The 17,616-nt window shown below is 62.5% G+C and carries 10 protein-coding genes and 1 pseudogene; 4 read left to right on the forward strand and 7 right to left on the reverse strand.

Features of this window, described 5'->3' with window-relative positions; all coding sequences use genetic code 11:
* Positions 1-140 precede the first annotated feature (140 nt).
* On the reverse strand, positions 141-3,002 hold the full coding sequence (locus B0G74_RS11820) for a 2-oxoglutarate dehydrogenase E1 component (protein ID WP_132374945.1): 2,862 nt from the start codon (positions 3,000-3,002) through the stop codon (positions 141-143).
* Between the two features lie 375 nt (positions 3,003-3,377).
* Positions 3,378-5,204 carry a translational GTPase TypA gene (gene typA, locus B0G74_RS11825; protein ID WP_132374946.1) on the reverse strand — a complete coding sequence of 609 codons (1,827 nt, stop codon included), beginning with the start codon at positions 5,202-5,204 and terminating at the stop codon, positions 3,378-3,380.
* A 318-nt stretch (positions 5,205-5,522) separates the two neighbouring features.
* Between typA and B0G74_RS11830 the strand changes: the two genes are divergently transcribed.
* From B0G74_RS11830 to B0G74_RS11845, 4 genes and pseudogenes are all read left to right on the forward strand, one after another.
* Complete coding sequence (locus B0G74_RS11830) at positions 5,523-6,038, forward strand: MarR family winged helix-turn-helix transcriptional regulator (RefSeq protein WP_132374947.1); 516 nt, start codon at positions 5,523-5,525, stop codon at positions 6,036-6,038.
* Between the two features lie 49 nt (positions 6,039-6,087).
* Positions 6,088-7,596 carry an efflux transporter outer membrane subunit gene (locus tag B0G74_RS11835; protein ID WP_132374948.1) on the forward strand — a complete coding sequence of 503 codons (1,509 nt, stop codon included), beginning with the start codon at positions 6,088-6,090 and terminating at the stop codon, positions 7,594-7,596.
* Positions 7,597-7,677: 81 nt separating this feature from the next.
* Positions 7,678-8,961 carry an EmrA/EmrK family multidrug efflux transporter periplasmic adaptor subunit gene (locus tag B0G74_RS11840; RefSeq protein ID WP_132374949.1) on the forward strand — a complete coding sequence of 428 codons (1,284 nt, stop codon included), beginning with the start codon at positions 7,678-7,680 and terminating at the stop codon, positions 8,959-8,961.
* A 19-nt stretch (positions 8,962-8,980) separates the two neighbouring features.
* Positions 8,981-10,555, forward strand: a pseudogene (locus B0G74_RS11845) (DHA2 family efflux MFS transporter permease subunit); the annotation flags it as partial.
* Positions 10,556-10,670: 115 nt separating this feature from the next.
* Here B0G74_RS11845 and truB read toward each other — a convergent pair.
* The 5 genes from truB to rimP form a co-directional block, all read right to left on the reverse strand.
* Positions 10,671-11,606 carry a tRNA pseudouridine(55) synthase TruB gene (gene truB / locus B0G74_RS11850; protein WP_132374951.1) on the reverse strand — a complete coding sequence of 312 codons (936 nt, stop codon included), beginning with the start codon at positions 11,604-11,606 and terminating at the stop codon, positions 10,671-10,673.
* Between the two features lie 93 nt (positions 11,607-11,699).
* Positions 11,700-12,065 carry a 30S ribosome-binding factor RbfA gene (rbfA, locus tag B0G74_RS11855; RefSeq protein WP_042324072.1) on the reverse strand — a complete coding sequence of 122 codons (366 nt, stop codon included), beginning with the start codon at positions 12,063-12,065 and terminating at the stop codon, positions 11,700-11,702.
* A 214-nt stretch (positions 12,066-12,279) separates the two neighbouring features.
* Positions 12,280-15,246 carry a translation initiation factor IF-2 gene (gene infB / locus B0G74_RS11860; RefSeq protein WP_132374952.1) on the reverse strand — a complete coding sequence of 989 codons (2,967 nt, stop codon included), beginning with the start codon at positions 15,244-15,246 and terminating at the stop codon, positions 12,280-12,282.
* Positions 15,247-15,339: 93 nt separating this feature from the next.
* Complete coding sequence (gene nusA / locus B0G74_RS11865; protein WP_091794906.1) at positions 15,340-16,815, reverse strand: transcription termination factor NusA; 1,476 nt, start codon at positions 16,813-16,815, stop codon at positions 15,340-15,342.
* Positions 16,812-17,270: a ribosome maturation factor RimP gene (rimP, locus tag B0G74_RS11870; RefSeq protein WP_007182297.1), complete on the reverse strand. Its 459-nt coding sequence runs from the start codon at positions 17,268-17,270 to the stop codon at positions 16,812-16,814. Before rimP ends, nusA begins: the two co-directional genes overlap by 4 nt.
* Between the last annotated feature and the right edge of the window lie 346 nt (positions 17,271-17,616).

The following is a 17,616-nucleotide window of genomic DNA, read 5'->3' on the forward strand; positions in this document are numbered from 1 at the left end:
TATGAATATCCTGAATACGTATCGGGTGACGGCGCGCGATCTATGGATCCCTCGACCGCCTGCGAACCTTGACTGCCGCACTGATCTTTCAGATGCGGCACGGGAAAGCGCCCTGCGCTTTCCCGGTTCAGCTCTTGTGATTATTTAGCGATCGACGCGCTCTTGAGGCGGCCGAAAGCGCCTTCGACCAGCGCCTTCTGCTGCTCGTAGTGCTTCGCGTAGTAGCCGACTGCCGGCGAAGCCGAAGCCGGACGCCCGCTGTATGCCAGCTTCTGACCGTCCTTCATGCCTTCCTTCAGGTGGTGCTCGATGTAGAACCACGGGCCTTGATTCTGCGGCTCGTCCTGCACCCAGACCACTTCGGTCGCGTTGTCGTACTTCTTCATCTCCGCTTCGAACTGCTTATGCGCAAACGGATAGAGCTGTTCGATACGGATGATCGCGACGTCGTTCGACTTCGATTCACGGCGATGCGCGAGCAGGTCGTAGTAGACGCGACCCGAGCAGGCGATCACGCGCTTGACCTTCTTCGCCTCGATGGCTTCGTCGATTTCGCCGAGGATCGGCTGGAACGCACCCTTGGCCAGTTCCGACAGATCCGACACGGCTTCCTTGTGGCGCAGCAGCGACTTGGGCGTCGCGACGATCAGCGGCTTGCGGAACAGGCGGATCATCTGACGGCGCAACAGGTGGAAAATCTGCGCCGGCGTGGTCGGTTGAACGACCTGCATGTTGTGGTCTGCGCACAGTTGCAGGAAACGTTCGATACGGGTGGACGAGTGTTCCGGACCCTGACCTTCGTAGCCGTGCGGCAGCAGCATCGTCAGGCCCGATACGCGGCCCCACTTCACTTCGCCCGACGAGATGAACTGGTCGATCACGACTTGCGCGCCGTTCACGAAGTCGCCGAACTGCGCTTCCCATGCGACGAACGTGTTCGGTTCAGCGGTCGAGTAACCATATTCGAAGCCGAGCACCGCTTCTTCCGACAACACCGAGTCGATCACCGTGAACTTCGCCTGACCTTCGGCGATGTTCTGCAGCGGCACGTACGTGCCGTCGTTCCAGCGTTCGCGGTTCTGATCGTGCAGCACCGCGTGACGGTGCGTGAACGTGCCGCGGCCCGAGTCCTGACCCGTCAGGCGCACTGCGTAGCCCGATGCGACCAGCGACGCGAATGCGAGGTGCTCGCCCATGCCCCAGTCGAGCTTGGCTTCGCCACGGCCCATTGCGCGACGGTCGTTGATGACGCGCTCGACCAGCGGGTGAACCTTGAAGTTTTCCGGGACCGTGGTGATGCGTTCCGCGAGGCGCTTCAGTTCCGCGAGCGGCACGGCCGTGTCGGCTGCGTCGGTCCACTTGCGGTTCAGGAACGGCACCCAATCCACCGCGTACTTGCTCTTGTAGTTCGAGAGCACCGGGTCGACCGTGTGATGGCCTTCGTCCATCGCCTTGCGGTAAGCCTTGACGAATTCGTCGCCTTCTTCCGCGGTGATCACACCTTGCTGCACCAGCTTTTCAGCGTACAGTGCGCGCGTGCCCGGGTGCTTGGCGATCGTCTTGTACATCAGCGGCTGCGTGACGGCCGGCGTGTCCTGCTCGTTGTGGCCCAGCTTGCGGAAGCAGACGATGTCGACGACGACGTCCTTGTGGAACTGCATCCGGAAGTCGATTGCCAACTGCGTAGCCAGCACGACCGCTTCAGGATCGTCACCGTTCACGTGCAGCACCGGCGCTTCGATCATCTTGACGACGTCCGAGCAGTACAACGTGGAGCGCGAGTCGCGCGGGTCCGACGTCGTGAAGCCGATCTGGTTGTTGATGACGATGTGCAGCGTGCCGTGCGTGCCGTAACCGCGCGTTTGCGCGAGGTTCAGCGTTTCCATCACGACGCCCTGGCCCGCGAAGGCCGCGTCGCCGTGGATTTGCACCGGCAGCACTTGCAGGCCGCTGTCGTCGCCGCGACGGTCCATACGGGCCTTCGCCGAACCTTCGACCACCGGGTTGACGATTTCGAGGTGCGACGGGTTGAACGCGAGCGACAGGTGAACCGGGCCGCCTTCGGTCGAGACGTCCGACGAGAAACCCTTGTGGTACTTCACGTCGCCGGCCGGCAGGTCGTCGTGGTGCTTGCCTTCGAATTCGGCGAACAGGTCAGCCGGCATCTTGCCGAGCGTATTGACCAGCACGTTCAGACGGCCACGGTGAGCCATGCCGATGACGATTTCCTGGACGCCATTGGCGCCGCCATGACGCACGACTTCGTCCATCGACGCGATGAAGCTTTCGCCGCCTTCGAGCGAGAAGCGTTTCTGGCCGACGTACTTGGTGTGCAGGAAGCGCTCGAGGCCTTCAGCGGCCGTCAGGCGATTCAGGATGTGCTTTTTCTTTTCGTTCGAGAAATTCGGCGTCGAACGGATCGATTCGAGCTTCTCTTTCCACCAGCGCTTCTGTTCCGGATCGCTGATGTACATGTACTCGGCGCCGATGGTGCCGCAGTACGTGTCGCGCAACGCCTTGACGATCTCACGCAGCGACGCGCGCTCGAATCCGAAATACAGATTCGTTGCGCTGAACTCCTGGTCCATGTCGGCTTCGGTGAAGTCGTAGAACGCGGGTTCGAGTTCGGGGATCGCGGGACGTTCGCGGCGCTTCAGGGGATCGAGATTGGCCCATTGCGAGCCGAGGAAGCGATATGCGCCGATGAGGGACTGCACATAGACTTGCTTGCGAGCGGTAGCGAGATCTTCGCCGCCAGCTGCCGTGCGCGGGATGAAGGCGTTAGCCTTGGCCCGTTGAGCAAACGATTCGACGATCGGGCCATGGGCCACGTCGTTGGCATTGCTGCCATCCGATGCAGGGACGTTCTGCAACGCGTCGAAATAGCTGCGCCAGTTCTCGGGCACTGACGCCGGATTATCGAGATACGCTTCGTACATTTCTTCTACGTACGGAGCATTGCCGCCGAACAGATAAGAGTTCGACTGGAATTGCTTCATCATTTTTACGCTCACCTTTCTTCGAGTTTCTCGAGAAATAGCGGGTTACAGAACCTTCCGCGACACGGCCTGACCGTTTAGCGGATTGCGCGAATCAAGTCTTGCTTGGAAGGACCTAAAACTTTGCACCCGGGGAGCATATCACAGAACCGATAGTGCAGATAGCAGACGGATTGCCGCTCAAGCCCGTCGCGACGGGCTTTCGGGCCACTTTCACGGTCCGCAACAATCTTCTGCGGGAAACAGGGACAAACGAGCGGCGAAGCACGTTCAACGGCGCATAAAGTCGCTGAAGTCCAGAAACGGCAAAAGCCACCCAGAGGTGGCTTTTGCTTGACTGCTATGGCGCCGCACCAGCCGGAGCCAATGCCCGCGCGCTTAGTCGACTGCGCCCTTGCGGCTCGCGCTGCGACGCTCGTGTTCCTTCAGGTAACGCTTGCGCAGACGGATCGATTGCGGCGTGACTTCGACCAGTTCGTCGTCGTCGATGAATTCGACCGCGTATTCCAGCGACATCTGGATCGGCGGCACGAGGCGCACCGCTTCGTCCGTACCCGACGAACGCACGTTGGTCAGCTGCTTGCCCTTGATCGGGTTCACGACCAGGTCGTTGTCACGGCTGTGAATGCCGATGATCATGCCTTCGTACAGCGGCTCGCCCGGCGACACGAACATACGGCCGCGATCCTGCAGCTTCCACAGTGCGTATGCGACTGCCGCGCCGTCGTCCTGCGAGATCAGCACGCCGTTGCGACGCTCGCCGACCGCGCCTTCGCGGACCGGTTGATACGAGTCGAACGTGTGGCTCATCAGGCCCGTGCCGCGCGTGAGCGTCAGGAATTCCGACTGGAAGCCGATCAAGCCACGCGCCGAGATACGGTACTCGAGACGCGTACGGCCGCGGCCGTCCGACGCCATGTCGAGCATTTCGCCCTTGCGGCGGCCCAGCTCTTCCATCACGCCGCCCTGGTGGCTGTCTTCCATGTCGACGGTCAGGTTTTCGTACGGCTCGTGCTTCACGCCGTCGACTTCCGTCATCACCACGCGCGGACGCGACACGGCCAGCTCGTAGCCTTCGCGACGCATGTTTTCCACGAGAATGGTCAGGTGCAGTTCACCGCGGCCCGCCACTTCGAACGTGGTTTCGTCGCCGGTTTCCTTCACGCGCAGCGCGACGTTGTGGTTCAGTTCCTTCATCAGGCGGTCACGGATCTGACGGCTCGTGACGAACTTGCCTTCGCGGCCGGCCAGCGGCGACGAATTGACGAGGAAGTTCATGGTCAGCGTCGGCTCGTCGACGGTGATCATGGGCAGCGCTTCCGGCTGTTCCGGTGCGCAGATGGTCACGCCGATGCCGATTTCTTCGATGCCGTTGATCAGCACGATGTCGCCGGCTTCAGCCGAGTCGACCTGCACGCGCTCCAGGCCCTTGAACGACAGCACCTGATTGATCTTGCGATTCAGAATCGCGCCATCGGGACCCGAACGCACGGCCACCGACATGCCCGGCTTGATCGTGCCGCGCGTGATGCGGCCCACGCCGATACGGCCGACATACGACGAGTAGTCCAGCGACGTGATCTGCAATTGCAGCGGAGCCGACGGATCCGCCGGGCGAACCGGCACGTGTTCCAGCACGGCCTCGAACAGCGGACGCATATCGCCTTCGCGCACGTCCGGCGTCAAGCCGGCGTAGCCATTCAGACCCGATGCGTACACGATCGGGAAGTCGAGCTGCTCGTCGGTTGCGCCCAGCTTGTCGAACAGGTCGAACGTCTGGTTGATCACCCAGTCGATCCGCGCGCCCGGCCGGTCCACCTTGTTGATCACGACGATCGGCTTCAGACCGAGCGCCAGCGCCTTCTTGGTCACGAAGCGCGTTTGCGGCATCGGGCCTTCGACCGCGTCGACCAGCAGCAGCACCGAGTCGACCATCGACAGCACGCGCTCCACTTCGCCGCCGAAGTCGGCGTGGCCCGGCGTGTCGACGATGTTGATGTGCGTACCTTCGTACTCGACCGCGCAGTTCTTCGAAAGAATCGTGATGCCACGTTCTTTTTCGATGTCGTTCGAGTCCATCACGCGCTCAGCGATCTGCTGGTTGTCACGGAACGTGGCGGTCTGGCGGAGGAGCTGGTCGACGAGCGTGGTTTTGCCGTGGTCGACGTGAGCAATGATGGCGATGTTGCGTAGGGCGCGAGTCATAGGAACCTGGAGACAGTTGAGTGCGCCGCCAGCAGCATTGTGTACGAAGCCAACAAAGCCCAAAGCGCACTTTTGGGAACCCAATATTGTAGCACGCGCAAATGAAGCTTTCTGGTATTCCCTGATAGACCCGCTGTCGTCCACGCAGCGGACCGTCAGAAACGAAACGTAAGCACGCGGGCGAAACCCTACGCAAAATCACGCGGATTATGACTTGAGGGGGGAAAGTTCCTTGCCTAAGCTGTAATAACACTTGCCGCGTCAATCAACCGGCCTCTATAATCCTGCCTAGTCAACCATTGCATTCGCACGAGAATCATGACGGAGCCGTCCTCTACCCCTACGCCGGACCTCAGCGAATATCAGCTAGGCGAAAGCGTCGGCTATCTGATCTCGCGAGTGAAATCGACCCTGTCGAACCTGGTTACCCAGCGCAGCATGGCCGAACTGGGCATTACCAGCCAGCAAGGCAGCATCCTGTTCATGGTGGCCAGCGGCAAGTGCCTGCTGGCGGCCGAACTGGCCCGTGAATACGGCATCGACGCGAGCGCCGTCACGCGTCTGATCGACCGGCTGGAAAAACGGGGCCTGCTGACGCGGGTGCGCAGCAACGAGGATCGCCGGGTCGTGCGCCTCGCGCTGACGCCGGAAGGCCATGCCATCGCCGCCAAAATGCCGGCTATTTTCACCGGCGTGCTGGACAGTCTGCTGGGCGGCTTCACCCCGGAAGAAGTGGGTTTTCTGAAGAGCATGCTGCGTCGCGTGCTCATCAATTCCGGCGAACAAACGGGACCAACCCGTGATGCAGCAAGCAATTTTGACAGCAAATCGTAAGAAATTGCTTGCAGTGTCCATCATTACATTCCACTCAAAGAGTCGAGCGATGAAATCCCTTTCCCTGTCCGCGCCCGCACTTTCGAGCCGGGCCGCTGTCGCCGCCGCGGTGACGGCGCTCGCCCTCACGGGGTGCGCGAACTACTTCGGTATGAAAAGCGACAAGCAGATGTCGTCGCCCGCTCAGTACGAGTCCGCCCAGAGCCTCGCCGGCCAGGGCGGCCAGTGGCCCTCGCTCGACTGGGCCAATCAGTTCGGCGACCCGCAACTGCCCAAGCTGATCGCCGAAGCGCTGGAAGGCAGCCCGTCGATCGCGCAGGCGCAGGCGCGTCTCGCCAAGGCCTCGTCGTATATCGAGAGTTCGCGCTCGGCGCTGTACCCGAAGGTCAACGGCAGCTATTCGTGGACCCGCGAAATATTCTCGGAAAACTCGATCTACCCGCCGCCCTTCGGCGGCACCTGGTACAACGAGAACAACGTGCTTGCAAGCGCGTCCTGGGATCTGGACCTATGGGGCAAGAATCGTCAGCGTCTGGGCCAGGCCGTATCGCAGGAAAAGGCCGCTGAGGCCGACATGCAACAGGCACGCGTGACGCTCGCGGCGTCGGTGGCCAGCACGTATAACCAGCTCGCCCAGCTGTACGCGTTCCGCGACATCGCCGCGCGCGAAATCGCCAATCGCCAGGATATCGGCCGCATTACCAACGGCCGCGTGACCGCCGGCCTCGACACCAATGTCGAGCGGCAAACCGCGAACGGCAACATCGCGACCAGCCAGTCCAATTTGACCGACCTCGACGGCCAGATCACCGTCGTGCGCTACCAGCTGGGCGCGCTGCTCGGCAAGGGTCCGGATCGCGGCCTGCAAATCGCCCAGCCCGCGCTGAACAAGGGCGACATCGTGGCGCTGCCGAACAACCTGCCGGCGGACCTCGTCGCGCGCCGCGCGGATATCGTCGCCGCGCGCTGGCAAGTCGAAGCCGCGATGCACGACGTGAAGGAAGCGAAGGCCGAATTCTTCCCGGACGTGAATCTCGCGGCCGGCTTCGGTTTCGACGCGTTCGGCTGGGGCCGCTTCCTCACCGCGGGCAGCCGCCAGATCCAGTTCGGCCCGGCCATCCACCTGCCGATCTTCGACGCCGGCGCGCTGCGCTCGCAACTGAAGGGCCGCTACGCCGACTTCGATCTTGACGTGGCGAACTACAACCAGACGCTGATCAGCGCTCTCTCGGACGTCGCGACGCAAGTGTCGTCGATCCGTTCGATCGACCAGCAGCAAGGCGACGCACAACGCGCGCTCGACGCATCGACCAAGGCGTATCAGCTGGCTGTGATCCGCTACAAGGCCGGCTTGTCGCCGCAGTTGCAGGTGCTGACCGCCGACCAGAACCGCCTCGCCGCCGAACAGACGGTGACCAGCCTGAAGATGCGCCGCCGCGACATGCAGATCGGCCTCATCAAGGCGCTCGGCGGCGGTTTCGACGCGACGCAAACCGGCCTCGTGGTGCCGACCGATGCTCCGGCATCGGCCACCGCCGCGACCGCCGCTGCGAACTGAGCGCTCAAGCCACAGGCAGATCGAACACACGCACGAACATCCGAATAAACGACGACGTCTGAAAGAACCCGGAGCACATCAATGAGCACCACCCAACAGCCCGCGGCTACTACACAGCCGACTCAGTCGGCCCCGCAGCCGACGCAACCGGCACAACCACCGGCGCAACCACCGGCGAACAACAGCAAACGCAAGCGCATGATGACGCTGCTCGTCATCGTGATCCTGATCGCCGCGATCGCTTACGGCCTTTACTACTTTCTCGTCGCGCGCTTCCATGAAGACACCGACGACGCGTATGTGAACGGCAACGTCGTGCAGATCACGCCGCAAGTCACCGGCACGGTCGTCGCCGTGAACGCGGACGACACTCAAACGGTGAAGGCCGGCGACCCGCTCGTCGTGCTCGATCCGGCCGACGCCCGCGTCGCGCTCGAACAGGCCGAAGCGAATCTCGCGCAGACGGTGCGCCAGGTGCGCGGCCTGTTCGCCGACGACAACCAATACCAGGCGCAAGTGGCGCAGCGCCAGTCCGATCTGTCGCGCGCCCAGGACGACCTGAAGCGCCGTATGACGGTCGCGCAAACCGGCGCCGTGTCGCAGGAAGAAATCTCGCACGCCCGCGACGCCGTGAAGAGCGCGCAAGCCGCCGTCGACGCCGCCCAGCAGCAACTGGCGTCGAACCGCGCGTTGACCGCCAACACCACGATCGCGAACCACCCGAACGTGCAGGCCGCAGCCGCGAAGGTCCGCGACGCGTACCTGAACAACGCGCGTAACAACCTGCCGGCGCCGGTCACCGGCTACGTCGCGAAGCGCTCGGTGCAGGTCGGCCAGCGCGTCTCGCCGGGCACCCCATTGATGGCGATCGTGCCGCTCGGCGGCGTGTGGGTCGACGCGAACTTCAAGGAAGTGCAGCTCAAGCACATGCGCATCGGCCAGCCGGTCGAACTGACGGCCGACGTGTACGGCTCGTCGGTGGTGTACCACGGCAAGGTGGTGGGCTTCTCGGCGGGCACGGGTTCGGCGTTCTCGCTGCTGCCCGCGCAGAACGCGACCGGCAACTGGATCAAGGTGGTGCAGCGTCTGCCGGTGCGGATCGCGCTCGATCCGAAGGAACTCGAACAGCATCCGCTGCGTATCGGCCTGTCCATGCAAGCCGACGTCAGCATCAAGGACGACAACGGCGGCCAGCTCGGCCAGGCGCCGAACACGGTCTATCAGACCAATGTGTTCGAGAAGTACGGCGACCAGGCTGACGCGGAAATCGCTCGCATCATTTCGGAAAACGCAGGTCCGAACGGCGGCGCGCAAAAGTCGGCCCAGGCCGGCGGCGCGAAGCCGGTCGCAGCGAAGCTGATGTAAGCCTCGCGACGATTCAGACAAGGCTTCTTTAATGGCTCAGGCTCAGGCGCAAGTCCCTCATCCGCCGCTCGAGGGCGCGCAACTGGTGATCGGCACCGTCGCGGTGTCGCTCGCCGTTTTCATGAACGTGCTCGACACGTCGATCGCCAACGTGTCGATTCCGTCGATTTCGGGCGACCTCGGCGTGTCGTCCGACCAGGGCACGTGGGTGATCACCTCGTTCGCGGTCGCCAACGCGATCTCCGTGCCGCTCACCGGCTGGCTGACCGAGCGCATCGGCCAGGTACGCCTTTTCATGGCGTCGATCATTCTGTTCGTGATCTCGTCGTGGATGTGCGGCCTCGCGCCGACGCTGCCGTTCCTGCTCGCTTCGCGCGTGTTGCAAGGCGCGGTGGCCGGCCCGATGATTCCGCTGTCGCAAACGCTGCTGCTCGCGAGCTATCCCCGCGCCAAGGCGCCCATGGCGCTATCCATGTGGGCGATGACCACGCTGATCGCGCCGGTGGCCGGCCCGATTCTCGGCGGCTGGATCTCGGACAACATCTCGTGGCCGTGGATTTTCTACGTCAACATTCCGGTCGGCGCGATTGCCGCCGTGGCGACATGGATGATCTTCCGCAATCGCGATTCCGTCATCAGAAAAGCACCGATCGACGGCGTCGGTCTCGGTTTGCTGATCGTCTGGGTCGGCTCGCTGCAAGTCATGCTCGACAAGGGCAAGGATCTCGACTGGTTTTCGTCGACGACCGTCGTCGTGCTGGCGCTGGTCGCGGTGATCGCGCTCGCGTTCTTTATCGTGTGGGAATTGACGGCCGAGCATCCGGTGGTCGACCTGTCGCTGTTCAGCAGGCGTAATTTCACGGGCGGTACGGTCGCGCTGTCGATCGGTTACGGACTCTACTTCGGCAATCTGGTGTTGCTGCCGCTGTGGCTGCAAACCGATATCGGCTACACCGCGACCGAAGCCGGCCTCGTGATGGCGCCGGTCGGCCTGTTCGCCGTGCTGCTGTCGCCGATCACCGGCAAGGTTTTACCGCGCACCGATCCGCGCTATATCGCGACCCTGTCGTTTCTCGTGTTCGCGCTGTGCTTCTGGATGCGCTCGCGTTATACGACCGGCGTCGATACCTACTCGCTGCTGGTCCCCACCTTGATTCAAGGGATCGGTATGGCCGGGTTCTTCATCCCGCTGGTGTCGATCACCTTGTCGGGGCTGCCGGGCAACCGGATTCCGGCGGCGTCGGGCCTGTCGAATTTCGTGCGGATTATGTGCGGCGGCATCGGCACGTCGATCTTCCAGACCGCGTGGGATCACCGCACCATCATGCACCACGCGCAACTGGCCGAGCAGGCTAACGCATACAACCCGGTGTTCGACCAGTCGATCCGGCAGATGGGCGCGGCGGGCTTCAGTCAGCCGCAGGCGTATGGTCTGTTCAACACGATGGCGACGCAGCAGGCCGCGCAACTCGGTGTGAATGATCTGTTCTTCGTGTCCGCCGGCATCTTTATCGCGCTGATCGCGCTGATCTGGATCACCAAGCCGGAACGCACAGGCGGTGATGCGGGTGCGGCGGCGGCTGCGGCGCACTGAGTTTTCGGCGCTGCTCCGATCCGGCAGACGATATGAAAAAAGGCGGGACCGCTTGGTAGCGGTTCCGCCTTTTTCTTTGCAGCGTCTTTCTCGCGCTCCGCCGTCTGTGCGGCTTTCAGCTCGCCGTCGTGACTACCAGCCGTTCCGGCGCCAGCACGCCCTCACCTTGCTTCGCGACGCCAAGCAGACGCCCTTCCGGTGCGTACACCCGGACGCGCGGCGCATTCACGGCTTCGTCCGTGATCGTCAACTCGGACAGCTTCAATCGCTGACCATGAAGAAAACGGCGCGTCGCGTCTTCGTTCAACTGCACGAGCGGGAACGTCGACAGCAATGCGTCCACCGGCTGCAGCCACGCATCGCGTTCGCCTTCAGTCGCGTCGGACAACGCGTCGAGCGTCACCGAATTGTCGAGCGTCAGCGCGCCGACGCCGGTGCGCCGCAGCGCCACCAGATGCGCGCCGCAACCCAACGCTTCGCCGATATCCTCGGCCAGCGTGCGCACATACGTGCCCTTGCTGCACGTCACGCGAAACGTCACGTCCGGAAACGCGCAGGCGAGCATCTCGAGCTTGAGGATCGTCACCTGACGCCCTTCCCGCTCCACCGTCTGACCGGCGCGCGCGTATTCGTACAGCGGCTTGCCGTCGCGCTTGAGCGCCGAATACATCGGCGGAACCTGCGTGATCTCGCCGAGGAATGCCGGCAGAACCGCCTGGACCGCCGCCTCGTCGCACGTCACCTCGCGCGTGTCGACCGCTTCGCCTTCGGCGTCGCCGGTGGTCGTGCGAATGCCGAGGCGCATGGTGGCCTCGTACGTCTTGTCGGCTTCGAGCAGGTCTTGCGAAAACTTGGTGGCTTCGCCGAAACAGAGTGGCAGCAAGCCGGTTGCCAGTGGATCGAGCGTGCCGGTGTGGCCCGCCTTTTTCGCCAGATAGAGACGCTTCGCGCGAATCAGCGCGTCGTTGCTCGACAGGCCGAGCGGCTTGTCGAGCAGCAGCACGCCGTCGAGCGCGCGACGCGGCACGCGGGGGCGTTGAGGTGCGGTCATGTCAGAAAGACGAAAGTCTTCGATGGATACGGAAAACAGCACTGAGCGCGTGGCAACTCAGGCATGGCAGCGAGCGCGCGGCGAACAGCGCGCTCAGTCTTCTTTCGCGCGATTGGCGTTGGCTTCGTCGATCAGACGCGACATCTCGACGGCACGCTCGATCGTCTTGTCGTAATGGAAATGCAGCGTCGGCACGGTGTGAATGTGCAGGCGCTTGAAAAGCTGATTGTGCAGATGGCCGGCCGCGTGCGTGAGCGCTTCGAGCGTCTGTTGCGGATCGCCGGTGAGCGTCGTGAAATAAACCTTGGCGTGTGCATAGTCCGGCGTCAGCTCAACGCTTTGAATCGTGACGATGCCGATGCGCGGATCCTTGACCTCGCGCAGCAGCTCGGACAAATCACGCTGGATCTGATCGGCGATCTGCACATTGCGATTGGGAGAAGAACGTTTTTTAGGCATGGTGTTATGTGATCCGTTCTAACGGATGCAGAAAAGTGGTTCGCGCCGCCGCGCTGCGGGCTTTTTTGTCGAGGCGGCATTCAGGCGGCCCAGAACAGGAGAAACTCGACCGCGGACGCGGTGCGCGACGGACACGGACAAACGCGTGGCCCCAAAAACAACGGGCGGAGCGGGCGTTAAAGCCCGCTCCGCCCCTTGAGCCGTGCCGCGTGAATTACAGCGAACGCGCGACTTCGGTGACCTCGAAGACTTCGAACTGATCGCCTTCGACGATGTCGTTGAAGTTCTTGATCGACATACCGCACTCGAAGCCCTGACGGACTTCCTTGACGTCGTCCTTGAAGCGCTTGAGCGAATCGAGCTCGCCCGTGAAGATGACGACGTTGTTGCGCAGCACGCGCACCGACGACGAGCGCTTGACGAAACCGTCCGTGACCATACAGCCGGCCACCGCGCCGATCTTCGGTACCTTGAAGACCTGACGCACTTCGACCGTACCCGTCACGACTTCGCGCTTCTCCGGTGCCAGCATGCCCGACATCGCAGCCTTCACGTCATCCACTGCGTCATAGATGATGTTGTAGTAGCGAATATCGACGCCGTTGGTTTCCGCCAGCTTGCGCGCCTGGGCATCCGCACGGGTGTTGAAGCCGATGATGACCGCCTTCGAAGCCGTAGCCAGGTTGACGTCCGACTCGCTGATGCCACCCACGGCGCCGTGCACGATCTGCACGCGGACTTCGTCGGTCGACAGCTTGAGCAGCGACTGCACCAACGCTTCCTGCGAACCTTGCACGTCGGCCTTGACGATGAGCGGCATGTACGCCACTTCGCCTTCGCCCATCTGTTCCAGCATGTTCTCGAGCTTCGCGGCCTGTTGCTTGGCCAGCTTGACGTCGCGGAACTTGCCTTGACGGAACAATGCGACTTCACGCGCCTTGCGGTCGTCCGGCATGACGATGACTTCTTCGCCCGCTTGCGGCACTTCCGAGAGACCTTGAATCTCAACCGGGATCGACGGGCCTGCCGACTTGGTCGGCTTACCGGTTTCGTCGAGCATGGCTCGCACGCGACCGTAAGCGCTACCTGCCAGCACCACGTCGCCGCGGTTCAGCGTACCCGACTGGACCAGGATCGTTGCGACCGGACCCTTACCCTTATCGAGCTTCGCTTCAATGACGAGACCCTTGGCCGGCGCTTCGACCGGTGCCTTCAGTTCCAGCACTTCGGCTTGCAGCAACACGTTTTCCAGCAAGTCGTCGATGCCCGCGCCGGTTTTAGCCGACACCGACACGAACGGCGAATCGCCACCGTATTCTTCCGGCACGACGCCTTCCGCGACGAGTTCCTGCTTCACGCGCTCCGGATTCGCATCCGGCTTGTCGATCTTGTTGATCGCAACGACGAGCGGCACGCCGCCGGCCTTCGCGTGGGCGATCGCTTCCTTCGTTTGCGGCATCACGCCGTCGTCGGCTGCGACCACCAGAATCACGATGTCGGTTGCCTTCGCACCGCGGGCACGCATGGCCGTAAAGGCTTCGTGACCCGGCGTGTCGAGGAACGTGATGACGCCACGCGGCGTTTCGACGTGGTAAGCGCCGATGTGCTGCGTAATCCCGCCCGCTTCGCCCGCTGCGACCTTGGCGCGGCGGATGTAGTCGAGCAGCGACGTCTTGCCGTGGTCGACGTGACCCATGACCGTGACGACCGGCGGACGCGGCAGTGCTTCCGCATCGGACACTTCGCCTTCGACCAGCATCGCTTCCGGATCGTCCAGCTTGGCCGCCACCGCGTGGTGGCCCAGTTCCTCGACGATGATCATCGCCGTTTCCTGGTCCAGCATCTGGTTGATCGTGACCATCTGGCCGAGCTTCATCATCGACTTGATGACTTCCGACGCCTTCACCGCCATCTTGTGTGCCAGATCGGCGACCGTGATGGTTTCCGGCACGTGCACTTCGCGCACGATCGGTTCGGTCGGCGCCTGGAACGTGGTGTTCTGATCCTGATGCTTGCCGCGACCCTTCGGGCCACCGCGCCAGCCGCGATCGACACCGCCGCTCGTGTCACCGCGCGTCTTGATGCCGCGGCGCTTCGCTGCGTCGTCTTGCCAGCCGCCCTTGCCGCCGCCCGGCTTCTTCTTGTCGCCGGCGGAAGGCGTAGTCGTGGCAGCCGGAGCCGCAGCAGCCGGCTTCTTGGCTGCCGGACGCGCCGGTGCTTCACCCGCCGGACGCGCCGGCTTGTGCAGCGTGCCCTTGGCTTCCACGGCCTTGGCCGGCTCAGCGGGCTTCGGTGCCGGTTCCGGCGCCTTGACCTGTGCTTTGCGCGGCGTGTTCATCATTTCGCGAATCGCGCGCGCTTCGGCTTCAGCCGCCGCACGGCGCTTGGCGATTTCTTCCTGCTCGGCACGCGCTTTCTCGGCAGCCTGACGCGCCGCGTCTTCTGCCTTCTTCGCGGCTTCGCGTTGCGCGGCGCGTTCTGCGGCGGCGCGCTCGTCGTCCTGCTCGCTTTGCTTGGCGACCGCCGGCTCCGCTGCCTTGGCAGCCACCGGCTCAGCCTTCGCGACCGCCGGCTGCGCGGCTTGCGCCGGCTTGGCGGTCTGCGCCTGCTCGCGAGCTGCCGCCTCGGCCGCAGCCGCTGCACGCTTCTTCGCCGCTTCTTCTTCCGCGCGGCGACGCTCGGCTTCAGCAGCCTGCTCGCGCGCCTGACGTTCAGCTTCTTCGCGCTCGAGTTGTTCCTGACGCGCCTTCAACTCCTGAGCCTGCTTTTCGAGCAGCTCGGCTTCGTGACGAGCTTCCTCTTCACGACGCTGGAGTTCGAGATCGTCGACGTCGGCCTCGGCCACATGATTCGATGCATCCCCGTTTTCAGCGGAGGTTTCGTCGCGGCGGACGAAAGTGCGCTTCTTACGCACCTCGACCTGAATGGTGCGAGCCTTGCCCGTCGCATCGGATTGCTTGATTTCCGACGTATGCCGTTTCGTCAGCGTGATCTTGCGCTTGTCAGCATCAGTCGAGCCGTGAGACTTGCGCAAGTGGTCGAGCAGACGCGCCTTGTCCGTTTCGGACAAGCTATCGTCTTCGCTCGCTTTTGTGACGCCCGCCGCCTGCAGCTGCTCAAGCAGCACGCCTGCAGGCATTTTCAGTTCCGCGGCAAATTGGGCTACGTTGTTACTCGCCATTCATTCCTCTTAATGCAAGGACCGATTCCTTGCGGTTAGCATCGGGTCATGCGGCCTGACGGCCGCTTCAATTTAGTGCGCCATGGTCATTTCTCACTGGAACCAGTGTTCACGTGCTTTCATGATCAACGCCTTAGCGGCATCCTCTTCCATTCCGGTCATCTCGACCAGTTCATCCACAGCCAGCTCGGCGAGTTCGTCGCGCGTCTGGATCTGATGTTCGGCCAGCTTGGCGAGCAGGTCGGCGTCCATGCCGTCCAGGCTCTTCAGGTCGAGCGCTACGTTTTCGACCTTTTCTTCATTCGCGATCGCCAGCGTCAACAGCGCGTCGCGCGAGCGATTACGCAGTTCGTGAACGGTGTCTTCGTCGAATGCCTCGATCTCGAGCATTTCGTTGAGCGGCACATAAGCGATCTCTTCGAGGCTCGTAAAGCCTTCGTCGATCAGGATGTCGGCGACTTCTTCGTCGACATCGAGACGCGCCATGAACAGGTCACGCAGTACACCGCGTTCCTGATTCTGCTTTTGCGCAGATTCGTCCGGCGTCATGATGTTGATCTGCCAGCCGGTGAGTTCGCTGGCGAGACGCACGTTCTGGCCGCTGCGGCCGATCGCGACCGCCAGTTCGTTTTCGTCGACGACGACGTCCATCGAATGTTTTTCTTCATCGACGACGATCGACTGGACGGCTGCCGGCGCGAGCGCGCCGATCACAAACTGTGCGGGATCTTCCGACCATAGCACGATGTCGACGTTTTCGCCACCGAGCTCGTTACGCACCGCCTGCACGCGCGAACCGCGAATGCCGACGCACGTGCCGATCGGATCGATGCGCTTGTCGTACGCGACCACGCCGATCTTGGCGCGCACGCCTGGATCGCGCGCGGCCGCCTTGATTTCCAGCAGGCCTTGCTCGATTTCCGGCACTTCCATCTCGAACAGCTTCATCAGGAATTCGGGCGCCGTACGCGACAGTTCGATCTGCGGACCGCGCGCGGTGCGATCGACCTTCGCGATGTAGGCGCGCACGCGGTCGCCCACGCGCAGGTTTTCCTTCGGAATCAGCTGGTCGCGGCGCAGCAGCGCTTCGACACGGCCGGTTTCGACGATGAAGTTGCCCTTGTCGAGACGCTTCACCGAGCCGGTCATGATGTGCTCGCCGCGCTCGAGGAAGTCGTTCAGGATCTGTTCGCGTTCAGCGTCGCGCACCTTCTGCAGGATCACCTGCTTGGCGGCCTGCGCGCCGATACGGCCGAATTCGATCGACGGCACCGGTTCCTCGATGAACTCGTCGAGTTGGATCTCGGGCTTCTGCTCGCGTGCTTCGAACAGCAGGATTTCCTGATCCGGTTCCTGCAAACCGGCTTCGTCCGGCACCACTTTCCAGCGGCGAAACGTTTCGTGCTCGCCGCTTTCACGGTCGATATGGACGCGGATATCCGCATCTTCTTCGAAGAGTTTCTTGGAGGCCGAAGCGAGAGCCGCTTCGAGCGCGGCAAATACCACGTCTTTGTCGACATTCTTCTCGCGTGCCAGCGCATCCACCAGCATCAACACTTCGCGACTCATTGTTTGCGGCTCCTAAAGTCAACTTTCGGAACGAGGCGTGCTTTGTCCATGTCCGCGAGCGTGAAATCGAGCATCGCGGCGCCTTCCTTCCCTTCAAATTCCAGACCGATCGTCTCGCCTTGCGGAGCATGCAGGATGCCCCGGTACGATTTCCGTCCGTCCAATGGCTTTTTCAATGTGATTACCACTTCGCTGCCTGCGAAGCGTTCGAAATCCGCCAATTTTTTCAGCGGGCGGTCGAGCCCCGGCGACGATACTTCAAGCCGCTCGTAATCGATGTTTTCGACCGTCAAAACGTGCTGGAGCTGACGCGTGACTTTCTCGCAGTCTTCGATCGCGATGCCGGCCGGCTGGTCGATATAGATACACAACATGCCGCGCCCGGTGCGCTCGAGATCGACGAGCTCGTAGCCGAGTCCCACGACCGTGGTTTCAATCAGTTCCGTCAGTTGCACAGTGCCCTCTTAGATGTTCGCGCAGCGAGCCTGCCGCTTGTTTTGCAAACAACCAATGCGGGCCGCGCGCCAAGCCGGCGCACGTTCGTGCTACCCGAGATGCCGAACCACTGAGAACTGATCGGCAAAAAAAAAATGGGCTAAACGCCCATCATCTTATTGCCGGTGGTCGCACCTGAGCCGCACATAAAAAGCCGCACGCCCAGCGACTTCGCGATTGTAGCCATTTTTCGGGACAAACGCAAACCGCAGAACGCCGCCCAACGCGCTTTTCGGGTTGATTTCACGGGAATCTTTCAACGATATGACGGCGCTTCGGGCCTTTTGCAAGGCGGCTCATGCCGCC

It is taken from the genome of Paraburkholderia sp. BL9I2N2, assembly GCF_004339745.1.
GTDB lineage: Bacteria > Pseudomonadota > Gammaproteobacteria > Burkholderiales > Burkholderiaceae > Paraburkholderia.